This window comes from Burkholderia sp. Bp8986, from assembly GCF_003854225.1.
Classification (GTDB): domain Bacteria; phylum Pseudomonadota; class Gammaproteobacteria; order Burkholderiales; family Burkholderiaceae; genus Burkholderia.
Genome location: NZ_QTQM01000004.1, coordinates 140,579 through 161,963 on the forward strand (window position 1 = coordinate 140,579; position 21,385 = coordinate 161,963).

The following is a 21,385-nucleotide window of genomic DNA, read 5'->3' on the forward strand; positions in this document are numbered from 1 at the left end:
ATGGCTGCTCTGTTGGAAGTAGAAAACCTCGGCGTGCGGTTCTCGCGCAAGGACGCACCGCCGATCGACGCCGTGAGCGGCGTGTCGTTCTCGCTCGAAGCCGGCAAGACGCTCGGCATCGTCGGCGAATCGGGCTCGGGCAAGAGCCAGACCGTGATGGCGCTGCTCGGCCTGCTGGCCGGCAACGGCGCGACGACGGGTGCCGCGCGCTATCGCGGCGACAACCTGCTCGAGATGGATACGCGTGCGCTGAACGCGGTGCGCGGCGACCGGATCGCGATGATCTTCCAGGATCCGATGACGTCGCTCAATCCGTTCCTGACGATCGAGCGGCAGATGACCGAGACGCTGCAGCTGCATCGCAAGCTGTCGCGCAAGGAAGCGACGAAGCGCGCGATCGAGGCGCTCGAGTCGGTGCGCATTCCCGACGCCGCGCGCCGCATCCGCATGTATCCGCACGAGTTTTCCGGCGGCATGCGCCAGCGCGTGATGATCGCGATGGCGCTCCTGTCCGAGCCGGAAATCCTGATCGCCGACGAGCCGACCACCGCGCTCGACGTGACCGTGCAGGCGCAGATCATCGACCTGCTGCGCGAGCTGAACCGCGAGCGCGGCACCGCGATCGTGCTGATCACGCACGACATGGGCGTGGTCGCGGGCCTCGCGGACGACGTGATGGTCATGTATGCGGGCCGCACCGTCGAATACGCGCCGGCCGACTCGATCTTCGCGGCGCCGTCGCATCCGTACACGATCGGCCTGCTCAACGCGCTGCCGCGCCTGACCGACGCCGACGACGCGCCGCTCGTCGCGATTCCTGGCAATCCGCCGATGCCCGGCACCGCGCCGGCCGGCTGCGCGTTCGCGAAACGCTGCACGTATGCGGAGGCGCGCTGCGGTACCGCACGCCCCGCGCTCGAAACCTATGGCGCGGCGGGCGCGGTGCGCGCGTGCCACCGGCCGCTGGCCGATCTGACGGGAGGTCTGCGATGAGCGTCGATGAACGCCGCAATGCCGGCGCGACGGGCACGACGAGCGATACGCTGCTGTCCGTCGACGATCTGAAGGTGCATTTCCGCGTGCCGCTCGGCGGCTATCCGTGGTCGCCGAAGGGCACGCTGCGCGCGGTCGACGGCGTGTCGTTCGACGTGAAGCGCGGCGAGACGGTCGGACTCGTCGGCGAGTCGGGCTGCGGGAAGTCGACGCTCGCGCGCGCGCTGATCGGCCTCGTGCCGATGACGGCCGGCACGGTGCGCTGGCGCGGCGAAGCCGTCGCGCCCGATCACCTGCGCGGCACCGCGATGCGCCGCGAAGTGCAGATGATCTTCCAGGATCCGCTCGCGTCGCTCGATCCGCGCATGACGATCGAACAGATCGTCGCGGAGCCGCTCGTCACGCACCACGCGGGCCTCGGCCGCGCCGAAGTGCGGCGCCGCGTGGTCACGATGCTCGAACGTGTCGGCCTGAACGCACATCACCTGCTGCGCTATCCGCACGAGTTCTCCGGCGGACAGTGCCAGCGCGTCGGCATCGCGCGCGCGCTGATCGGCGAGCCGAAGCTCGTGATCTGCGACGAGCCCGTATCGGCACTCGACGTGTCGATCCAGGCGCAGATCGTGAACCTGCTGCGCGACCTGCAACGCGAACTGTCGTTGTCCTATCTTTTCGTCGCGCACGACCTGGCGGTGGTGAAGGCCATCAGCCAGCGCGTGCTCGTGATGTATCTCGGCCGCGTGATGGAGTTCGGCACGCGGCATGACGTGTACGGCGTGCCGCAGCACCCGTACACGAAGGCGCTGCTCGATGCGGCGCCGACGCCGGAGCCGGCGCGCGAGCGTGCTCGCCGTCCGATGCTGCTGGCGGGCGAGATGCCGTCGCCGCTCAACCCGCCGTCCGGCTGCGCGTTCCGCACGCGCTGCCCGGTCGCGATCGACGCGTGCGCGCAGGACGTGCCGCTGCCGGAAGTGCGGCAGGGCTCGCCGGCGCGTGTCGCGTGCATCCGGGCGGGCGTGGCGGCGTGAAGTGACGCAGCAAACATAACCAGGCAGGTCAACAGGGGTAGGGTGCGGCGCGAATGATCTTCGCGCCGCGGGTAAAGGCGCGTCCTTAACCGGGCTCGCCGGGGGGCTGGAAGCGGATCGCAACCGGCGTGGACGACATCAACACAAGACGAGAATGACGATGAACAAGCAAAAGACGATCGGGACGGCATCGAAGATGCTGCTTGCATGGGGCTTGCCGGCGCTTGCCGGCGTATCGCTGAGCGGCGTGGCATACGCCGACGACGCGGCCCCCGCACCGCTGACGGTCGCGCAGGCGGCGCCGTCCGCCGGCACAGGCACGTCGGTTGCGCAGGCAACGACCCCGAACGCCATTATCAACGCCGAGGCGACCCAGGCCGTCACGCCGCCCGACGAGCCTTCGGCACAGTCGAAGTCGAACGGCTTCATTGCCGACAGCCACCTGAATTTCCTGTTCCGCAACTATGCGGACACGCTCGACAACAAGGGCGGGCCGCACCGTCACGCGTGGGTCCAGGGCGCGATGGCGAACTTCGAGTCGGGCTACACGACCGGCCTGATCGGCATCGGCTTCGACGCGTCGCTGTATGCGGCGCTGAAGCTCGACGGCGGTGCCGGCGCGGGCAGCATGGTGCACATCGCGAAGGGCGGCGGCGGTTCGAACCAGCTCGCATGGGCCTATCCGGGCATCTACGACGTGAAGGCGCGCATCTCGAACACGGTGGTCAAGTACGGGCTGCAGGCCGTCGACAACCCGTTCATGGAACAGCACGACAACCGCGCGCTGCCGCCGACGTTCCTCGGCGCGACGATCGTCAGCAACGAATTCAAGAACGTGATGCTCGAGGCCGGCAGCTTCACGAAGACCGATGCGCGCGGCCACACGACGCTCACCAACCTCACGACGCAATACGGCGGCACGCGCATCAATCGCCTGACCTACGTCGGCGGCACGTGGGACTATTCGCCGGACGGCGAAGTCGCGCTGTACGCCAACCAGGCCGACGACGTGTGGCACCAGTACTACGCGTCGGTGAAGCACAGCATCGGCGATACGAAGTCGATCAAGTGGACCGGCTTTGGTAACGTTTACTCGACGCACGACACGGGCGACGCGCTGCAGGGCAAGATCAACAACAACGCGTACAGCCTGTCGGTGGCTGCGCAGCACGGCCCGCACGAACTGCTGCTCGGTTATCAGCAGGTGCTCGGCGACCAGTTCTTCGACTACCTGAACGAAACGAACGGCATCTTCCTGACCAACTCGATGGACGTCGACTACAACGCGCCGCACGAAAAGTCGCTGCAGCTGCGTTACACGTTCTACGGCAAGGAAGCGGGCCTGCCGGGCTTCAAGGCGATGGTCTGGGGCGTGACGGGCTGGGGCGCGGACGGCAGCGCAGGGGCTGCGAACGATCCGAGCAAGTCGAGCATCTACTGGAGCAACGGCGCGCCGGTGCAGGGCCGTCACCACGAGTTCGGCTTCATCCCGTCGTACACGTTCCAGAGCGGCAAGCTGAAGGACACGAAGGTCACGTTCATCGCGATGTGGCACACCGGTTCCACGCACACCGCGGACGCGACCAACAAGGAGTACCGCCTGGTCGTGAACGTGCCGCTGCACGCGTTCTGATCGAAGGGGGGACGCAACGTCCCCTTCAGTCGTTTTCGTCTCGCGCGGCCGGCCTGCGACCCGTTCGATCAGGCCGGCTTGTGCAACCCCGCCACCGGATCGTTCGCGGCGGGCATGTCCTCCACCAGCGACGTGAGCTGGCGGCCCGTGTCGCGCCAGGCGTCGAGGCCGCCGCGCAGCGGCAGCGCATCGGTGAAGCCTGCGTCGAGCAGGCGCTTGGCCATCAGCGCGGCCGTCACTTCGTTCGGGCACGAGCAATACACGACGAACTTCTGTGAGAACGGATAGCGCGCGACGATGTCCTCGATGTGCCGTTCGTCCGCGAACTGCGCGCCGGGAATCGTGAACGGGTCGAGCTTGCGGTGTTCGGGCGAACGCACGTCGAGCACCACCGGCGCGGCCGCATCGCGCAGCAGTTCTTCGAGCTCGTCGACGCCGATCCGCGCAGTCGCGAGCTGGCGGATCAGCGCGCGGCGGCGCATCCAGCGCACGGCCGCGTAGACGGCCAGCAGTGCGACGATCACCAGCAGTACCGCGCGGCCGAGCCGGCTCGCGCCGGCGAACAGCCAGTCGATCTGCCGATAGAACACGAGCCCCGCGAGGAGGCCGACGATCGTCCACAGCGCGGCGCCGAGCGCGTCGTAGCCGGCGAACGTGCGATAGCGCGTGCCGAGTGCGCCGGCCATCGGCACCGACACGAGCGACAGCCCGGGAATGAAGCGGGCGACCGCGAGCACGCGCACGCCGTAGCGGCCGAAGAATCGTTCGGTCTTCTTCACGCAGGTGTCGCGCGACAGCGACAGCCGGCAGATCGTCTTCAGCGTCGTGCCGCCGTAGCGCCGCCCGGCGACGTACCACACGGTGTCGCCGATCAGCGCGCCGAGCACCGACAGCGCCAGCACCGTCAGGAGCTGCGAGCCGATCATCGCCGGATTCATCGCGGCCATCGCGCCGAACAGCACGAGCGTCGGCATCGCCGGTACGGGCAGGCCGATGGCCGCCGCGAGCACGTTGGCGAAGACGAGAAGCGGCCCGTATTGGGCGACGAGGTCACGGAGCATGACGGCTGGCCGAAAAGGAAGCGCGTGTGGAAGGTACGAAGATGGGCCGATTATCGGCCATTTTCAAGCGGACGGCGGGGAATGACGCAAAGCGCCTGACGGCGGCAGGGTGATGCGGGCGGATCGGTGAGCCGGTGCGTTGTGCGCGGCTCACCGGTCGACATCACGAAGGGGTAGGGGTGCGGACGAGCGAGGCGGCGCCGTGGTTTTCGCCAGGCAGTTCGGCGCCATGCGAGCGGATCGCCGCGATCAGCTCGGCCGGCGTGATCTCGTAGCGAACCTCGCGGTGAATGCCGGGCTTGCGCTCGTCGATGTCGATCAGCAGCACGCTCTTGCCGTCGTCGGTCGATTCGAGCCGGAGCGAGCGCAGTTCGCGGCCGTCGGCCGGGTCATGTTCGGTGAGCAGGGTCATTGCCCCGGATGAGCCGGTAGTGCGCATCGAACCTATCCTCGTATCGTGTGTGCCAGGTTGGCGAAGATGTCGTTGTTGAATGCAGCTTGACGAAGTTTAACGCGAATGGGCCACAACACGGAGCATTTTCGTGGTCCCTGAATGAGGGCTGCACCGGCCATCCTTCTGATGTTTGAGCCGCGCCGGGCGGGCGTTTTGGCCGGATCGGACCGATCCGCGCCCGGCGCCCGGCCGGTGCGCGGCCGGGAGGCGCGGGTGCCGTCAGAAGCGGTCGGCGAGGCCCATCGCCGGGTCGCTGACCGAGTGGCGGCCCGTTTCGACGCGGCCGGCCACGCGGCGGGAGAAGCTGGCGTCGCTGTCGGTTTCATCGACAACCCGGCGGCGATCGCACTGTACGAAAAGCACGGCTTCCGGATAGAAGGCGAGGCGCCGGACTATGCGCTGCGCGACGGTGCGTATGCATCGGTGTTTCAGATGGCGCGGATCAAGGGGCGGCAGTGATGGACGCGTGCTGAAGCGCGTGCGGGCCGGCGCGTCGTTGCATCGGCCGCGGCATGTGCATGTATTGGCCATGCCGTGCGCCTTGTCGTGCCTGCCTCCGTGTACCCGATCGCGTGCAGCGACCGACGGCAGTCAATGCAGCGCCGCATGCAGCGCAGTGGGTGGTCGCGTCGACCGCCCAGGCGCGCACGTCGGCGACGCCACACTTCATATCCATTCGAGAATTCATTCGTTTTCAACCGGCCGCGCGAATCGTATCGTCGAATGATTTGCCGGTCGCTGTGGTCGCCGCAGTTGGTACTGCTGCGCGGTGTGCGCATGCAGCGGCTGGTCGGGGCCTTTCGCGTCGATGCCTGCGTGATCCCTACGCGATGCCCACGGCCGATGCCGGCATGCGTGGTGCCATCCGTCGATGCCCTTCGTTGTTGCATCGCTTCGTCGTGTTTTCGCTTCGCCGTTTCGTGCGCATGGGCCGGCCGTCGCAGCGTACCGGTTCCGCCGTCGCGCGACGCCGCTATCCGCAACCGTCTCTTTCAACGGAACCCGCCTTGATGAAAACCGTCCTCCGTAACCTGACTGCAGCCTGCCTGTTCGCCGCCGCGGGTGCGGCGTTTGCCACCAACGCGCCGCAGGGCGCTCCCGTATCGGGCCCGTCGAGCGGCGGCGCGCATCTGCCGCCCGGCATCGCTTGGCAGCAGGGCGACGTCGATGCCGCGTTCGCGCTCGCGAAGCGCACCGGCAAGCCGCTGCTGCTGTACTGGGGTGCCGTATGGTGCCCGTCGTGCAACCAGGTGAAGTCGACGATCTTCAGCCAGCAGGCATTCAAGGCTCGCTCGTCGTTCTTCGTGCCCGTGTATCTCGACGGCGATACCGAAAGCGCGCAGAAGCTCGGCGAGCGCTTCAAGGTGCACGGCTATCCGACGATGATCCTGTTCCGTCCGGACGGCACCGAAGTGACGCGGCTGCCGGGCGAGGCCGATCTCGAGCGCTACATGCAGGCGCTGTCGCTCGGGATGACGGCCGCGCATCCGGTGCGGCAGACGCTCTCGACCGCGCTGAACAACGGCGCGGCGCTGACGCCGGCCGAATGGCATCTGCTGGCCGACTATTCCTGGGACACCGACGGCGCGCTGCCGGTGCCGGCCGATCGTGTCGCGTTGACGCTGCAGACGCTGTCGCAACGTGCGCGTGCCGCCGGCGCGAAGGCGGACGCCGCGCGCTTCGCGCTGAAGTCGGCGGTGGTGGCGGCATCGGACGATCCCGCACAGGCCGGCGCGCTCGACAAGGCGGCGCTCGCCGACGCGCTGCGCGCGGTGCTGCGCGAACCGGCGCTGGCGCGGGCGGATTCGGACGTGCTGGTCGCGGCGCCCGCGCGCGTGGTCGCATACCTCGGCGGCGACGCCGCGCAGCGCACGACGCTGCGCGACGCGTACGACACGGCGCTCGCGCGCCTGTCGACCGATTCGACGCTGTCGTCGATCGACCGGCTGATGGCGCTGCACGGCCGCGTGCTGCTCGCGCGCAACGACGCGCACGCCGGCGCGCCGCTCGCCGCGCCGGCGCTGGTCGATACCGCGCGCAAGCAGATTGCCGCATCGGTGCAGGGCGCCGCGAACGCGTACGAGCGGCAGGCGCTCGTCAGCGAAGCGGCGGACACGCTGACCGACGCTGGGCTGTACGACGAATCCGACGTCTTGCTGAAGGCCGAGTTGCCGCGTTCGGCGACGCCGTACTACTTCATGTCGGGGTTGGCCGCGAATGCGAAGGCGCGCGGCGACAAGGCCGCGGCGCTCGACTGGTACCGCAAGGCGTACGACTCGGCGAGCGGACCGGCGACCAAGCTGCGCTGGGGCGCGACCTATTTCGCGAATGCGGTCGCGCTGGCGCCGGACGATTCGGCGCGGATAGAAGCGATCGCCGCGAGCGTGCTCGCGCAGGCCGGCAAGACCAAGGATGCGTTTTATGGGGCGAACCTGCGTGCGCTGACCAAGGTCGTCACGCAGCTGAATCGCTGGCGCGGCGGCGGCGCGCACGATGCGTCGGTCAGATCGGTCGTGAAGCAGTTCGACGGAGTGTGCGCGAAGCTGCCGGCGGGCGACCCGCAGGCAGCGGCATGCGCGAAACTGATCGAGCCGGTGAAGGCGTGACGGCTCGCGACGGAGCGGTCGGGCGGGACGGCCGCGTCGTTGCGGCGATTACCGGGCCGACTCCGGTGATGCACCGCGGTCGTTGCCATATCCGGCACCTTGCTGGCGGGCGATCTTCGCTTCGGCGGAAACGATGCTGGCCGGATAGAACCAGTCGCTCGGCTGGAAGCCGGCCTGCTTGAGCGCCTTCACTTCGGCGCGGACCTGCGCGCGCGTGAGCGGCGGGTTCGACTGCGCTTGCGCGGCGAGCGGGGCGGATATAGCCAGGGCAACGGCAACTGCGTGAATCAGGCGCTTCATGATCGTGACCTCCATGTTTCCAGCTGGGCGGCCGGACTTCGTTTGACGAAGCGGCGGCGGTTGAAAGCAGTGTAGGCCCGACCACGCGCGGGAAAAATGCGATCGCTCCCAACGCAGTGTTCTGCTGCCGGAAACAATGAACGGTGGAGCGGACGGCCCGGATGGCGGCACGTGACGGGCGACAGGCCGTCCGGTCTGCACCGCAATGTGGCGTCGAGCGATTCCGGTCGGTCGGGGACGAAGTGTCGGATGGGAATCCCGGCGATCCGTGCTGGTTTGCAAGCGGAGGTATCGGGAAGATGCGGCGCGTCGCGACAAGCATCGCGCCGTGGTGCCGCTGCGGCAATGCCGGACCGGTCGAACAGCCGGGAACACGCGGAGGGAGGAAGGCGCGCCGGCCGCGTCGATGCGGCCGGCAGGGTTGGGCGGCGCTCGGAACGCCGCCCGATGCGGGCGCTTACACGAGGCCCGTCGTGTAGTACACGGCGATCACGAAGAACACCGCGAGCGTCTTGATCACGGTGACCGCGAAGATGTCGCGATACGACTCGCGGTGCGTGAGGCCCGTGACCGCGAGCAGCGTGATGACGGCGCCGTTGTGCGGCAGCGTGTCCATGCCGCCGCTGGCCATCGCGACGACCCGGTGCAGCACCTCCATCGGAATGTTGGCGGCCTGCGCGCCCTTGATGAACAGGTCCGACATCGCGGCGAGCGCGATGCTCATGCCGCCCGACGCCGACCCGGTGATGCCTGCGAGCGAGCTGACCGACACGGCCGCGTTCACGAGCGGGTTCGGAATGCTCTTCAGCGCGTCGCTGACGACGAGGAAGCCCGGCAGCGCGGCGATCACGCCACCGAAACCGTATTCCGACGCGGTATTCATCGCGGCGAGCAGCGCCCCGCCGACGGCGGCCTTCGAACCGGCCGCGAAGCGGTCGCTGACGCGCTTGAACGCGGTCAGGACGACCAGCACGATGCCGAGCAGCAGCGCAGCCTCGACCGACCAGATCGCGACGACGGTCTTGATCGACGTCGTGACCGGCGTGTGCACGCCGGGCAGCACGTCCGGCGCGACCGTGTACGACGCTGCGCCGTACCACTGCGGAATCAGCTTCGTGAACGTGAAGTTCGACGCGCCGACGAGGAGCAGCGGCAGGATCGCCAGCGCCGGATTCGGCAGTGCCGTCGCTTCGACGCGCTCCGGCTCGTTGACGAGCGACGTGCCGTAGCCTTCGCCCTTCGCCATCGCCGAACGGCGGCGCCATTCCAGGTACGCGAGGCCGACGACGATGATGAACAGCGAGCCGATCGTGCCGAGTGCGGGTGCGGCCCAGGCGGTCGTCTTGAAGAACGTGGTCGGGATGATGTTCTGGATCTGCGGCGTGCCGGGCAGCGAATCCATCGTGAACGAGAACGCGCCGAGCGCGATCGCGCCGGGCATCAGCCGCTTCGGAATGTTGCTCTGGCGATAGAGCTCGGCCGCGAACGGGTACACCGCGAACACCACGACGAACAGCGACACGCCGCCATAGGTGAGCAGCGCGCACACCGCGACGATCACCGCATTCGCGCGCGAGCGGCCGATGTAGCGGATCGCGGCGTGCACGATCGACTCGGAGAACCCGGACAGTTCGATCACCTTGCCGAACACGGCGCCGAGCATGAATACCGGGAAATACAGTTTGACGAAGCCGACCATCTTCTCCATGAAGATGCCGGAGAAGACCGGTGCGACGGCGGCGGGTTCGATCAGCAGGACTGCGCCGAGCGCGGCGATCGGCGCGAACAGGATCACGCTGTAGCCGCGATACGCGGCGAACATCAGGAACGCCAGCGCGGCGAGGACGATCACGAAAGACAAGGGAGTCTCCTAATAGCTTGGAATGGCTTTGGTTGTTGTTCGATCGCGGAGCGCGCCGCGGACCGGCCCAGGTTCTTGCAGATTTCGTGCCATCGGCCGCATTGCGCCGCCGGACATGGGTCCGGGGCAGGCCGGCGGGCCCGCGCCGGCCAATGTCTGAAGATTCTACATAAATCGTCTCCATCCGGAGACGCTTTGGCCGTCGGGATAGCCCATCGAATCGGGCAGGGCTTTCCCGGACAAGGCATTCCGGCGTGTCTCCAAAATGAGATACTGCGTCCCGTTCCGGAGACATCCGGCCAAGCATATGCGGAGACGACGACACGATGATGAACGACTGGGCGCGCCTGCCCGTCAATTACGGCGACGTGCTGCTGCGCGCCGCCGAGTCGCTGTTTCGGACCTTCGAGGATTCGAGTGCGGGCACGGTGGTCGTCGATCGCGACGCGCGCGTCGTGTGGATGAACGAGCGTTATGCGGCGCGCTTCGGGTTCGCCGATCCGCAGCAGGCGGTCGGCCTCGACTGCGAGGCGGTGATTCCGAACAGCCTGATGCGCGAGGTCGTGTCGACCGGACAGCCGATCCTGCTCGACATCATGGAGACGGGCCGCGAGCCGCTCGTCGTCACGCGCCTGCCGTTGAAGAACGAGGCGGGCGAGACGGTCGGCGCGATCGGCTTCGCGCTGTTCGACCAGTTGAAGACGCTCACGCCGATCTTTTCCCGTTACGCGCAGCTTCAGCAGCAACTGATCGCGACGCAGCGTTCGCTCGCGCAGGCGCGCCGCGCGAAATACACGTTCGCGAGCTTCGTCGGCACGAGCGCCGCAAGCCTCGAAACCAAGCGGCAGGCGCGGCGCGCGGCACAGGTCGATTCGCCGGTGCTGCTGCTCGGCGAGACGGGGACCGGCAAGGAACTGCTCGCGCATGCGATCCACGCGGCGTCGGCGCGCGCGCTCCAGCCGCTCGTGACCGTCAACGTCGCGGCGATTCCCGACACGCTGCTCGAAACCGAATTCTTCGGCGCGGCGCCGGGCGCGTATACCGGCGCCGACCGCAAGGGACGCGTCGGCAAGTTCGAACTGGCCGATCGCGGCACGCTGTTTCTCGACGAGATCGGCGACATGCCGTTGCCGCTGCAGGGCAAGCTGCTGCGTGTGCTGCAGGACAAGGAGTTCGAACCGGTCGGCTCGAACCGGATCGTGCGCGCCGACGTGCGGATCATCGCCGCGACGTCGGCCGACCTGCCCGCGCTGGTCGAGGCCGGCCGCTTTCGCGCGGATCTCTATTACCGGCTCAACGTGCTGACGATTCACGCGCCGCCCTTGCGCGAGCGCGCGTCCGACATCGCGGCGCTCGTCTATGCGACGCTCGAGGAACTCGCCGCGCAGCACGGCCGTGCCGCGCACTGCGAACTGACCGACGATGCGCTGCGGATGCTGTGCGCGTACCCGTGGCCCGGCAATGTGCGCGAGTTGCGCAACACGCTCGAGCGCGCGCTGATGCTGTCGGATCGCTCGGTGATCGATGCGGGTGCGCTCGCGCCGTTTCTCGGGCCAGTGCGCGTGGCGCCGGACAGCGTGCCGGCGGGCACGCGGGCTGTTCCGTTGCCGCTCGGCCGAGACGCGGGCGACGCATCGGGTGCCGTTGGCGTGCCGGTCGTTTCGTATGCCGATGCATTGGCCGCGTGGGAGCGCCAGTTCCTGATCGACGCGCTCGCGGCCTGCGACGGGAAGGTCGTGGAAGCGGCCGCCCGCATCGGCATTGGCCGGGCGACGCTCTACAAGAAACTCGCGGCGCTCGGGATCGAGCGGTAGCAAGCGGTGGCCGATGCGCCCGGACATGACGAACGGCACCGGTGATGTGCCTGACAGGAGACAACGATGAAGCGAATCGGCATGGCCGGATGGCTGGCCATACTGGCGGCGACGTCCTCGTTCGCTCAGTCGGGCGACGAGGATTCGCCTGCGGTGCGGCGCAACTGGTACAACGATCCGTTCGTCGCGTTGTCGCGGGGCTTCGCGGAATGCCCGCTGCCGCTCGGCCCGTGGATGACGCGTGCCGAGATGACGGACGACGCGCATTACCGCGCCGAGCGCGGGACCACCTGCTGGCTCGCTCACCGCTGCACGAAACCGAATTCCTATATGTATGACGCGCCGATCGCCGAGGCGGCGAAAGCGCATTTCGCGGGCACCGATCGTCTGCAGGGCACGAGCCTGTGGATCACCGTGCAGCGGCGCTTCATCTATGTCGAAGGGTGCGCCGATCCGGCATTCGATCGGGAGGCGCTGGCGCGCGAACTCGGCGCGCTCCCCGACGTCGAGCAGGTGTTCGTTCGCATCACCGACGATCCGCACCGGGCCGTGCCGTACAAGACGCGGGGACGCCCGGACCGGACGCCGGACCGAGCGCGGGACTGAACGTGTGACGACGGTGCGTGGCATACTCGCGGCATTCAAAAATCGGTTGACGGAAAGAACAATGAATCACATGCTTGCGTCGGTCTGTCGGTGGCCTCGAACGCATTGGCGTCGGGCCGGATTGTTGGCCCTGGTTGCGGGGCTCGGCGGCTGCGGCGGTGGGGCGCCGCTGTTCACTTCTGACGGGCGCCCGACTACGCAGGTGCAGTGCACCGGCAGCGACTGGAGCAATTGCACGGACAATGCCCGCGCCATCTGCAATGGGGAATACGACGTCCTCCAGCAATCGACCGATGACGCCGTGCGAAATCTTCTCTTCGCATGCAAGAGGAAAAGCGGCTATTGATCCCGATATGCCTGGATAAGGAGACCATAATCGGGTGAAGCGCTTTTCCATTCGCTTGGAGTCGGCTATTTTTCATGAATAACACTCACGGAGTCCCATCCAATATGGCGACCTACAGGCAACTGACAGCGCAGCTCGAAAGACTTCAGCAAAAGATCGACAAGGAACGCGAAAAGGCGATTGCCGATGCGATTGCCGCCATTCGGGCGAAAATCGAGGAGTTCGACATTACCGCGGAAGAGCTCGGTTTCCGGCCGATCGGCACTGCTGCCACCGCGAAACCGAAGCGTCCGTTGCCGCCGAAGTACCTGAATCCGAAGACGGGCGAAACGTGGAGTGGCCGCGGGCGTGCGCCGGCATGGCTCGGCAAGAACCGCGCGCGTTTCCTGATCAAGGACTGACTCCCGAAAATCCTCACCTTTCGTGCGCTGACTGACGGTGCGAACGGCCATGCGGCCGTCGCACCGTTTTGTTTTTGGGTGGCGACAGCACGACTTGAAACCGCGAATTGAACGCCAATGCCGCGCGATTGACGGATTCCGTTTTGCGAATTCACCGCGATTCGACCGGATATCGCCGCGAATTCCGGTAAACAACCCCGCAATTACGCGGCATGCGCGCATTGGTGTTGTCGATCGCCGCGGTGCTGATGTGTCGCCGATTGCCTTCACCTCTCGCGCATTGGCGCATTGCGCCGTGCAATTCCCGAACTTGCTCACCATGGTTCCTGTAAATCCTCACCTTTGAAGTGACGGCCGAATGACCGCATCGTGTCGCCTTCGCCCATTCCGTCGTGCGAAGGCGTCGGCGACCGGCCCATGTTGCGGGCATTGATGCGCGTCGCACAGTCGGCCGTTCGGCATATAGGCAGCCGCATCGGGTTCGCCTATGCTTGGAGTTCGCGTCGACCGGTGCACGGCCATCCGTGCCCGTGTGCCGGTCGGGTCGTCTTTCGTTACCGTATGGAGCCGATGTGACCGTCCGCCATCTCGATGCCTTGTTCCAGCCCAGGTCCGTCGCGGTCGTCGGTGCATCGTCGCGCGCGGGCAGTATCGGCGCGATGGTGTGGGCGCGCGTGCTCGACGGCGCGTTCGAGGGGCCCGTGTGGCCCGTCAATCCGAAGCATCGCGAGCTGAACGGGCACTCGGTCGTGGCCGACGTCGACCGGCTGCCCGCGCCGCCGTCGGTCGCCGTGATCTGCACGCCGCCTGTCACGTGGGCCGGCATCGTGCGCAAGCTCGGCGAGATCGGCACGCGCGTCGCGGTGATCGTCGGCGAGGCGCGCACCGACGCCGATCGCGCCGCGCTCGATCGCACGCTCAAGGCCGCGAAGCCGTTCGTGCTCCGAATCGTCGGGCCCGGCAGTCTCGGCGTGCTGTCGCCCGCGCGGCATGCGCATTTCGGCGCGCCGGCCTATACGGCACGATCGGGCGGCGTCGCGTGGGTGTCGCAATCGAACGCGCTGACGAACGCGGTACTCGGCTGGGCCGATGCGCGAGGCCTCGGTTTTTCGCATGTCGTCGCGCTGGGCCGTGAAGCCGACGTCGACGCGGGCGACGTGCTCGACTACCTCGCCAGCGATCCCGGCACGCGCGCGATCCTGCTGGAACTCGACACCGTGTGCGCCGCGCGCAAGTTCATGTCGGCTGCGCGGGCAGCGGCGCGCAACAAGCCGGTGCTCGCGCTGCGCACCGGGCGCGCCGATCCCGGCGACGCGCTTTACACGGCGGCGTTCCAGCGCGCGGGGTTGGTGCGTGTCGATGCGCTCGACGATCTGCTCGACGAGATCGAGACGCTCGGCGTCGGGCGCGTCACCGCGCGTGGCGCGGCGACGCTCGTGACGAGCGACGCAGGCGTCGCGAAACTCGCGGTCGATGCGGTCGCGGAGGTGCGCGACGTGCTGGCCGACTGGCCCGCGGCGGCCACGTCGGCGGTCGCGGCCGCGCTGCCGCATCTGGCCGCGCCCGGCAATCCGCTGACGCTCGGCGACGATGCGCGTCCCGAACATTTCGGCGCCGCCATCAAGGCGCTCGCGCCGTTTCCGCAAACGGGCACGCTGTTCGTCGTGCATTCGACGTCTCACAGCGCGCCGGCCGACGCGGTCGCGCGCACGCTGATCGAATCGCGGCAGTACGCGTACCGCGGCATCCTCGCGTGTTTCTTCGGTGCGGTCGACGCGGCGACGCGCGACGCGCTGCACGCGAACGGCATTCCCGTGCACACCACGCCGCAGCGGCTTGCGCGCGCGTACGCACGGCTCGTCGACTACAACCTCGGGCGGCAGTTGCTGATGCAGACGCCCGAGGGCACGCCGCCGCAGCCGGCCGAGTGCGTTGCGTCCGCGCAGGCCGAGGCGCGACGGATGGTCGAGGCCGGCGAGCATGAACTGGCCGGCGAAGCGGCGTTGCATTGGCTCTCCCACTTCGGCCTGCACGGCGAGCCGGCCGATTCACCGGCCGACGAATCGGCCGGCGCCAGAATCGTCGACGTCACGGTCGACATGTACGACGATTCGAACTTCGGCCCGGTGTTCCGTTATGCCGTGCCGCCGGCGGATGGCGTATCGGCGCCGTTCGTCGTGTACGGGCTGCCGCCGTTGAATACGGTGCTCGCCCGCGCGGTGATGGAGCGTTCGCCATATGCGCGCCGCACGCCCGTCGAACCCACGCTCGATGCGCTGACGGCACTGTCGCAAGTCGTTTGCGACGTGCTCGAAGTCGTCGCGATGTCAGTCACGCTGCGCGTGCTGTCCGATCGGGCATACGTGGTCGCGCCGCGCATCACGGTGGCGGCCGGGCGCAGCCGGCTCGCGATCATGCCGTATCCGCGCCATCTCGAGCAGACGCTCGAATGGCGCGGCGAGACCGTGACGATCCGTCCGATCCGTCCGGAAGACGAGGAAGCACACAACGAACTGCTCGGCGCGATGACGCCGGACGATCTGCGGATGCGGTTCTTCGGCGCGGTGCGCAGCTTCGATCATTCGCAAGTCGCGCGCATGACGCAGATCGACTACGACCGCGAGATGGCCTTCATCGTGTCGTTCACCGACGTGTCGGGCCGGTCGCACACGCTCGCGGTGGCGCGTGCGGTTACCGATCCCGACAACGAGACGGCGGAGTTCGCGATCGCCGTGCGGCCCGATCAGAAGGGCAAGGGGCTCGGGCGGCTGATGATGACCCGCATCATCGACTATGCGCGATCGCGCGGCACCGGATGGATGATCGGCGAGGCGCTGCGCGAGAACACCGCGATGATCTCGCTGGCGAAGGCGTGCGGCTTCGCCGTGTCGACGACGGAGGAACCCGGCGTGGTGGGGTTCAGGATGAAGCTGCAACCGTAATCGCGTGGGTGAGCATGCTCGCACGTCCGGCGGCATCGTGCAGAGTCGGTACGGCATGCATGATGTCGATGGTGTACAGGCACTGCCGAGCGAATTCGTCGACGTTCGGCATGCCGATCGTTCGACTGGTTCGCTCGATTGCGCGGATCGGTACGACAGTCGCTCGGTGACCGGCGGGAAACGGCGAACGCGTCGAGTCACGGCATCCGCGGCGGGCGCGTTGCTTGTGCCGATGACCTCCGCGTATCACCGGTTCCGGGGTGTCATGGTCGAGCGCATGAACGCCGGCATTTCGCATGCGCAGGATCGGAAACAGAGCAAAGGTGAGACTTTTCGGGAGCCACGAGTGAGCTTTTCCGGGAGCTGTCGAGTGAGCCGATACGGGAGCGCTCGGTGAGCCTTTCCGGGGATCTGCCGGTGAGCCCTTGCGGGAAGCCCTGGTGAGCCTTTCCGGGAGGGCCCGGTGAGCATCTCCGGGAGGCGTCGGTGAGAACGTTCGGGAAGGGGTTGGTGAGCATCTCCGGGGGCTTCAGGTGAGCTTTTCCGGGATGTCTGGGTGAGCGTTTACGGGACGCTTCGGTGAGACTTTTCGGGAGCTTGCGAACGCAGTGCTCCGGCTGGCGCGGCGCCGGCTGTTGCCGGCGTCCGCACCGGTGCGGGCACGCATGAACCGTGCCCGCGGCAGCGTTTATGCAGCGAGTTTCGATGCCGCGTCGTTCACCTGCTCACGCGAAATCGCGAGTTCTTCGAGGTGCGCGTCGGCATAGATGCCGCCGGTTTCGCGCTCGAGGCGGGCGATCGTCAGCGCGCAACGCGCGATGTCCTTCGGCATCGCGATGAAGCGCTTGACCGATTCGCCGGACGTGAATGCATCGAACAGCGCGCTGCGCACGTCGTCCGGAAGCGTCTTGGTCCATTGGTACGGCTTGCCGTTGAACGTGATCGACGGCGGCAGCGTGCGTTCCTTCTTGGTGGCCGTGATGAGGCCGTAGGTACGTGCGGCGTCGCCGATCTGCTCGGGCGAAAAGAGTTCGTCGGGCGTGATGTCGAACTGCTCGATGTAGTTTTCGATCGCCCGCATCGCTGCGGCGCGATCGTCGCGCTTCTTCTGCGCGCGCGCGACGATGTCGCGCAGCTCGTCCGCTTCCTCGGACGTGATCGTGAAGCTCGCCTGCTTCTGCTGAAGTTCGGAGAAACGCTGGAATTCTTGATCGTTCAGAAGTTTGGCCATGACATCCATCGGATACGACGGCCGCGACAGCCGGCCGCCGTAGTTTTTGAGAGGGCCGCTATTCTAGCGTAGCGCGGCGTCCGCGCATCCGGAAACGGTCTGCGGAATGCCGGTACGAACGCCTGCGCGACCGGCGCACATCGCATACCGCGTGGGCGGCGTCGCACCGGCCTGCCCGACCCGCTGACCGAACGACCGCCCGCCGCGCCCGCCCGCTCGCCCGACCAATTTCAACCCGGTCGCCCGCTCGACAACAATCAGCAAGTCTCCGCGCGGCACATCGACAACTGGCCTGCCGTATCGCGCAGTCTTGCGACGACCACCTCCACGGACGGCGCCATGTGCGCGTCGATCCGGCGCATGTATGGGCAGGTCAGCACCGCGATCGCATGGCCGGCCGGGCCGAGGATCGGCGCGCTCAGGTCGGTGACGCCGTATGCCTGGCGGCTGTCCTGGCGCACGTAGCCGGACTGGCGAATGGACTGGCACGCGTGCGCGAGTTCCTGCTCGTTCATCGGCGTTTCACCCTTGACCTTGCGATGCTCGACCAGCATGTGCGCGCGCTGCTCGGTACCCTGGAACGACAGCATCACGCGTCCCGACGCCGTATCGGCAAGCCCGACGCGCGAGCCGAGCCGCACCGACACGCCCCACGGGCCGGGGCCGTCCACCTGTGCGATCACGAGCAGGTTGCCGCGATCGTAGACGGTCAGATGGCACGACTGTTCGGCCGCATCGGCGAAGCGCTGCATCAGCGGCAAGGCCTCGGCGATCAGCCGGTTCATCGGCGGATGGCGGTGCGCGAGCGCGAACAGTTTCAGGCTGAGCGTGTAACGGTCGCCGCCGCTCGAGCGCATCACGTAGCGGCGCGCGACGAGACGTTCGAGCATCCGGTAGATCTCGCTCGCGTTGCGGCCGAGCTCCTTCGTGATTTCGGTGCGGGTGAGTCCTTCCTTTTGTTCCGACAGGAGTTCGAGAATGTCGAGCCCCTTGTCGAGGGCGGGTGCGCGATAGCGGTCGGCTGCGCCCATCGACGCCCGTGCGTCGCTGCCGGGGAGCGGGTTATTGGTCGTTTGCGTCATGGTAGGAAGTCCGGGAATGACCAATCGGTTGGCGACGCACGCTGGCCGGTTTGCACGCAGATTCGCGAAGCCGCATGCGGATGTGACTGCCGTCCGGACGAGCCTGACAATAAACGTTCAGTGTGCAATGCGGCGTCTTTTTGCCGATCGTTGTCCAGCAAGAACGGATCACGTGCCGTTCCCGATGACAGGGTCGTAAGAAATATTCGACATTCATCTTTCGGTATCGAAGGACCGCGGCATTGGGCGTAAAGCCGGATGGTTCGGCGGCCCCGATGCTGCTGTGCAATCTCCGCAGGCGCACCAATAGTCGGTATCCGTCGCGCGCCATTTCACGGCGGGCCGCCGATGGTACAAAGAGCGGCGGGCCAGCGACGGTGCGGCCGCGCGTGAAGCCGACCGGCACCGGCCGGCACATGGCGCGGATGCCGGGCCGTCGTCGCCGATGCGCAGACCGGCGGCCGCCCGCTCGATGCGCGTCGCACCCGGTGCGGCGCCGCGATCGCTGCGCCTGCGCGAGCCTCGCGTGTCGATTGGCCTGCCGGATTCGGGGGCCGACGCGCGTCATCGACGATCGGCATTCAGTCCGGCGCGTGGCCGTCAGCGGCCGCGTCGGCCGGTATCCTGTCACATTCGACAACAGAGGTTGAGCACGATGAAACTGCTTCGCTATGGCCCGTCGGGCCAGGAAAAGCCCGGTATTCTCGACGCGGACGGCCGGATTCGCGACCTGTCCGCGCACGTGCCGGATCTTGCCGGCGACGCGCTGTCCGACGCCGGTCTCGCGCGCCTGCGCGCGATCGACCCGGCCACGCTGCCGCTCGTCTCCGGCGAGCCGCGCATCGGCGCCTGCGTCGGGCGCGTCGGCAAGTTCATCGGCATTGGTCTCAACTATGCCGATCACGCAGCCGAAGCCGGCATGCCGGTGCCGAAGGAACCCGTGGTGTTCGGCAAGTGGACCAGTTCGATCTGCGGCCCGAACGACGGCATCGACATCCCGAAGGGCTCCGTGAAGACGGACTGGGAAGTCGAACTGGGCGTCGTGATCGGCGCGACGTGCAAGGACGTCGACGAAGCGCGCGCGCTGGATTACGTCGCCGGCTACTGCGTCGTCAACGACGTGTCCGAGCGCGAGTGGCAGATCGAGCGCGGCGGCCAGTGGGACAAGGGCAAGGGCTTCGACACGTTCGGCCCGATCGGCCCGTGGCTCGTCACGCGCGACGAGGTGCCCGATCCGCAGCGCCTCGACCTGTGGCTCGAGATCGACGGCCACCGCTATCAGAACGGCAACACGCGCACGATGGTGTTCACCGTCGCGCAACTGATCGCCTACCTGTCGACCTGCATGACGCTGCAACCGGGCGACGTGATCACGACCGGTACGCCGCCGGGCGTCGGGATGGGCATCAAGCCGTCGCCGGTGTTCCTGAAGGCGGGTCAGACGGTGCGCCTCGGGATCGCGGGGCTCGGCGAGCAGTTACAGAGCACGCGCAACGCGCAGTGAGCGCTCGCGCGGCGCGGGCGAGGCTGGCGGACGTAACCGGCTGGCTATCCGCCAGCGCCGCCGGACCCGTCGCCGGATCGCCGGCGGCGACCGACGCGAGTCGAACGCCGACCCCGGTGCAACAAAGACAAGGGCCCGGTTCCGCATGACGCGGAACCGGGCCCTTGTCGTTCATCCGCGTTGGGACTCGGCGGATCAGACGACGTTGCCCAGCTCGCAATGGGCTTCGAGGCGATACCCGTCGGGATCGATGACGAACGCCGCGTAATAGCCGGGGCCGTAGTGCTCGCGTTTGCCCGGCCCGCCGTTGTCCTGTCCGCCGTGCTGCAGCGCGGCGCGGTAGAACGCATCGACTTCCACCGGCGACGCCGCGCGAAACGACAGGTGCAACCCTGAATCGGGATCGGCGACGACCGGACGTGCCGCGTGCTGCAACCACAGCACCGGTTCGCTGGTGCCGTAGCCGAGGGATCCGTCGTCGCTGTACAGCCGCTTGTAGCCGAGCGCGCCGAGCGTGCTGTCGTAGAACGCGCGGCTGCGGTCGATGTGGGCAACGCCGAACGAAAGGTGATCGATCATCTGTGGCTCCTTGAACTGAAGGGGGGCATCAGTGCAGCAAACCTGTTTATAACCACCAGGCCATCCGCTTGTGACGAAGCGCGCCGAGCATGCTGTCGTGGAATGCGCGGCTGCGGCCGGTGTGGACAACGTCGTGCGAAAAACGATCGATCATCTGTGGCTCCTTGAACTAAAGAGGGGACATCACAGCAGCAAACCGGCTTTTAACCACCATGCTGGTTATGTTAGGAAGCGTCCGGATGCTTGTCAACCGGCATGGTGGTTAGATACGATCGCGTCATGAGCAAAACGCAACCTTCCGTCACGACGGACTGCCTGGTTCCGGCGCCGTCCGAAACGCTGAGCATCGATTTCGCGAACACGCTGTACTGGCGTGGCGCCGACGTGCCGACCGAAACCTTCGGCACGCTGGACGACCTGTTCACGTGGTGCCGCGAGCAGGCTGGCGTGCCGGCCGGCCTGGCCGACGCGTGTCGCGCACGAGCACAAGAGAACGAGAAGGAGGACGCGCCGGCGATGCTGACGCGCGCGCTCGCGCTGCGCGAGGCGTTGTACCGGCTCTTTCACGCGCAGGCCGAGCGGCGCGAGCCGCAAGCCGACGATCTCGCGCTGCTGGGCGGTTTTCTGGCGGAAGCGGCGCCGCGCGTCGCGCTCGCGCGGATCGACGGCGGTTACGCGTGGCGGATCGGGGCAGCGGGCGCGACGCTCGCGGGGCTGCTGAGCCCGGTGCTGTGGTCGGCGACCGATCTGCTGGGCGGCGCGCGCCTCGCGAAGGTCAAGCGCTGCGCGAACGACGCATGCCAGTGGCTGTTCATCGACGACAGCAAGAACGGCAGCCGCCGCTGGTGCTCGATGTCGTCCTGCGGCAATCGCGCGAAGGCGTACCGCCACTATCACAAGGCCGATTGACGGCAGCGCGCGTCCCGGTGCGTCACGCGTCGATC

Annotated in this window: 18 protein-coding genes and 1 pseudogene; 12 read left to right on the plus strand and 7 right to left on the minus strand. The window is 67.4% G+C overall.

Features of this window, described 5'->3' with window-relative positions:
* The 3 genes from DID99_RS06175 to DID99_RS06185 all read left to right on the plus strand — a co-directional run bounded on the left by DID99_RS06175 (position 1) and on the right by DID99_RS06185 (position 3,654).
* Positions 1–993 carry an ABC transporter ATP-binding protein gene (locus DID99_RS06175; RefSeq protein ID WP_044844993.1) on the plus strand — a complete coding sequence of 331 codons (993 nt, stop codon included), beginning with the start codon at positions 1–3 and terminating at the stop codon, positions 991–993.
* Positions 990–2,021, plus strand: a complete 1,032-nt coding sequence (locus tag DID99_RS06180) for an ABC transporter ATP-binding protein (protein ID WP_044844994.1) — start codon at positions 990–992, stop codon at positions 2,019–2,021. Before DID99_RS06175 ends, DID99_RS06180 begins: the two co-directional genes overlap by 4 nt.
* A 160-nt stretch (positions 2,022–2,181) precedes the next feature.
* The gene (locus DID99_RS06185) at positions 2,182–3,654 is read left to right on the plus strand and encodes an OprD family porin (RefSeq protein ID WP_124486049.1); all 1,473 of its coding nucleotides are present in this window, start codon (positions 2,182–2,184) and stop codon (positions 3,652–3,654) included.
* A gap of 68 nt (positions 3,655–3,722) precedes the next feature.
* Here DID99_RS06185 and DID99_RS06190 read toward each other — a convergent pair whose 3' ends face one another.
* Both DID99_RS06190 and DID99_RS06200 read right to left on the minus strand, forming a co-directional pair.
* Positions 3,723–4,715 (minus strand): DedA family protein/thiosulfate sulfurtransferase GlpE, encoded by a 993-nt coding sequence (locus DID99_RS06190; RefSeq protein ID WP_044844995.1) that lies wholly within the window; start codon positions 4,713–4,715, stop codon positions 3,723–3,725.
* A 163-nt stretch (positions 4,716–4,878) separates the two neighbouring features.
* Positions 4,879–5,154, minus strand: a complete 276-nt coding sequence (locus DID99_RS06200) for a hypothetical protein (RefSeq protein WP_044844996.1) — start codon at positions 5,152–5,154, stop codon at positions 4,879–4,881.
* 336 nt (positions 5,155–5,490) lie between these two features.
* On the opposite strand from DID99_RS06200, the pseudogene DID99_RS06205 reads away from it, so the two are divergent.
* Positions 5,491–5,628, plus strand: a pseudogene (locus DID99_RS06205) (GNAT family N-acetyltransferase); the annotation flags it as partial.
* Positions 5,629–6,179: 551 nt separating this feature from the next.
* Positions 6,180–7,775: a thioredoxin family protein gene (locus DID99_RS06210; protein ID WP_124486050.1), complete on the plus strand. Its 1,596-nt coding sequence runs from the start codon at positions 6,180–6,182 to the stop codon at positions 7,773–7,775.
* A gap of 48 nt (positions 7,776–7,823) precedes the next feature.
* Here the strand turns inward: DID99_RS06210 and DID99_RS06215 are convergent, their stop codons facing one another.
* Positions 7,824–8,075, minus strand: a complete 252-nt coding sequence (locus DID99_RS06215) for a DUF4148 domain-containing protein (RefSeq protein ID WP_124486051.1) — start codon at positions 8,073–8,075, stop codon at positions 7,824–7,826.
* A 457-nt stretch (positions 8,076–8,532) separates the two neighbouring features.
* Positions 8,533–9,936, minus strand: coding sequence for a GntP family permease (locus DID99_RS06220; protein WP_044845000.1), 1,404 nt, complete (start codon positions 9,934–9,936; stop codon positions 8,533–8,535).
* A gap of 326 nt (positions 9,937–10,262) precedes the next feature.
* Here DID99_RS06220 and DID99_RS06230 point away from each other — a divergent pair, with 326 nt between their 5' ends.
* The 5 genes from DID99_RS06230 to DID99_RS06250 all read left to right on the plus strand — a co-directional run bounded on the left by DID99_RS06230 (position 10,263) and on the right by DID99_RS06250 (position 16,045).
* Complete coding sequence (locus DID99_RS06230) at positions 10,263–11,750, plus strand: sigma-54-dependent Fis family transcriptional regulator (RefSeq protein ID WP_124520251.1); 1,488 nt, start codon at positions 10,263–10,265, stop codon at positions 11,748–11,750.
* A gap of 66 nt (positions 11,751–11,816) precedes the next feature.
* Positions 11,817–12,356, plus strand: coding sequence for a BON domain-containing protein (locus DID99_RS06235; protein ID WP_124486053.1), 540 nt, complete (start codon positions 11,817–11,819; stop codon positions 12,354–12,356).
* Positions 12,357–12,417: 61 nt separating this feature from the next.
* Positions 12,418–12,702: a hypothetical protein gene (locus tag DID99_RS37775; RefSeq protein ID WP_235879175.1), complete on the plus strand. Its 285-nt coding sequence runs from the start codon at positions 12,418–12,420 to the stop codon at positions 12,700–12,702.
* 104 nt (positions 12,703–12,806) lie between these two features.
* The gene (locus DID99_RS06245) at positions 12,807–13,103 is read left to right on the plus strand and encodes an H-NS family nucleoid-associated regulatory protein (protein WP_124520250.1); all 297 of its coding nucleotides are present in this window, start codon (positions 12,807–12,809) and stop codon (positions 13,101–13,103) included.
* A 572-nt stretch (positions 13,104–13,675) separates the two neighbouring features.
* Positions 13,676–16,045 carry a GNAT family N-acetyltransferase gene (locus tag DID99_RS06250; protein WP_124666322.1) on the plus strand — a complete coding sequence of 790 codons (2,370 nt, stop codon included), beginning with the start codon at positions 13,676–13,678 and terminating at the stop codon, positions 16,043–16,045.
* Positions 16,046–16,733: 688 nt separating this feature from the next.
* Here the strand turns inward: DID99_RS06250 and DID99_RS06255 are convergent.
* Positions 16,734–17,285 carry a hypothetical protein gene (locus DID99_RS06255; RefSeq protein ID WP_124520248.1) on the minus strand — a complete coding sequence of 184 codons (552 nt, stop codon included), beginning with the start codon at positions 17,283–17,285 and terminating at the stop codon, positions 16,734–16,736.
* Between the two features lie 248 nt (positions 17,286–17,533).
* Complete coding sequence (locus tag DID99_RS06260) at positions 17,534–18,358, minus strand: IclR family transcriptional regulator (protein WP_185500306.1); 825 nt, start codon at positions 18,356–18,358, stop codon at positions 17,534–17,536.
* Between the two features lie 655 nt (positions 18,359–19,013).
* Between DID99_RS06260 and DID99_RS06270 the strand changes: the two genes are divergently transcribed.
* Positions 19,014–19,862, plus strand: a complete 849-nt coding sequence (locus tag DID99_RS06270) for an ureidoglycolate lyase (RefSeq protein WP_044845006.1) — start codon at positions 19,014–19,016, stop codon at positions 19,860–19,862.
* A 195-nt stretch (positions 19,863–20,057) separates the two neighbouring features.
* Here DID99_RS06270 and DID99_RS06275 read toward each other — a convergent pair whose 3' ends face one another.
* Complete coding sequence (locus tag DID99_RS06275; protein ID WP_124486057.1) at positions 20,058–20,441, minus strand: VOC family protein; 384 nt, start codon at positions 20,439–20,441, stop codon at positions 20,058–20,060.
* A 255-nt stretch (positions 20,442–20,696) separates the two neighbouring features.
* Here DID99_RS06275 and DID99_RS06280 point away from each other — a divergent pair, with 255 nt between their 5' ends.
* A complete protein-coding gene (locus DID99_RS06280) occupies positions 20,697–21,350 on the plus strand; it encodes an ABATE domain-containing protein (protein ID WP_124486058.1) in 654 nt (217 codons plus the stop codon).
* Positions 21,351–21,385: the final 35 nt, after the last annotated feature.

Bases quoted from the DNA above. Each gene is read 5' to 3' on its own strand.
- DID99_RS06175 (WP_044844993.1), top strand. From the start codon at position 1: ATGGCTGCTCTGTTGGAAGTAGAAAACCTCGGCGTGCGGTTCTCGCGC.
- DID99_RS06180 (WP_044844994.1), top strand. From the start codon at position 990: ATGAGCGTCGATGAACGCCGCAATGCCGGCGCGACGGGCACGACGAGC.
- DID99_RS06185 (WP_124486049.1), top strand. From the start codon at position 2,182: ATGAACAAGCAAAAGACGATCGGGACGGCATCGAAGATGCTGCTTGCA.
- DID99_RS06190 (WP_044844995.1), bottom strand. From the start codon at position 4,715: ATGCTCCGTGACCTCGTCGCCCAATACGGGCCGCTTCTCGTCTTCGCC.
- DID99_RS06200 (WP_044844996.1), bottom strand. From the start codon at position 5,154: ATGCGCACTACCGGCTCATCCGGGGCAATGACCCTGCTCACCGAACAT.
- DID99_RS06210 (WP_124486050.1), top strand. From the start codon at position 6,180: ATGAAAACCGTCCTCCGTAACCTGACTGCAGCCTGCCTGTTCGCCGCC.
- DID99_RS06215 (WP_124486051.1), bottom strand. From the start codon at position 8,075: ATGAAGCGCCTGATTCACGCAGTTGCCGTTGCCCTGGCTATATCCGCC.
- DID99_RS06230 (WP_124520251.1), top strand. From the start codon at position 10,263: ATGATGAACGACTGGGCGCGCCTGCCCGTCAATTACGGCGACGTGCTG.
- DID99_RS06235 (WP_124486053.1), top strand. From the start codon at position 11,817: ATGAAGCGAATCGGCATGGCCGGATGGCTGGCCATACTGGCGGCGACG.
- DID99_RS37775 (WP_235879175.1), top strand. From the start codon at position 12,418: ATGAATCACATGCTTGCGTCGGTCTGTCGGTGGCCTCGAACGCATTGG.
- DID99_RS06245 (WP_124520250.1), top strand. From the start codon at position 12,807: ATGGCGACCTACAGGCAACTGACAGCGCAGCTCGAAAGACTTCAGCAA.
- DID99_RS06255 (WP_124520248.1), bottom strand. From the start codon at position 17,285: ATGGATGTCATGGCCAAACTTCTGAACGATCAAGAATTCCAGCGTTTC.
- DID99_RS06260 (WP_185500306.1), bottom strand. From the start codon at position 18,358: ATGACGCAAACGACCAATAACCCGCTCCCCGGCAGCGACGCACGGGCG.
- DID99_RS06270 (WP_044845006.1), top strand. From the start codon at position 19,014: ATGAAACTGCTTCGCTATGGCCCGTCGGGCCAGGAAAAGCCCGGTATT.
- DID99_RS06275 (WP_124486057.1), bottom strand. From the start codon at position 20,441: ATGATCGATCACCTTTCGTTCGGCGTTGCCCACATCGACCGCAGCCGC.
- DID99_RS06280 (WP_124486058.1), top strand. From the start codon at position 20,697: ATGGTGGTTAGATACGATCGCGTCATGAGCAAAACGCAACCTTCCGTC.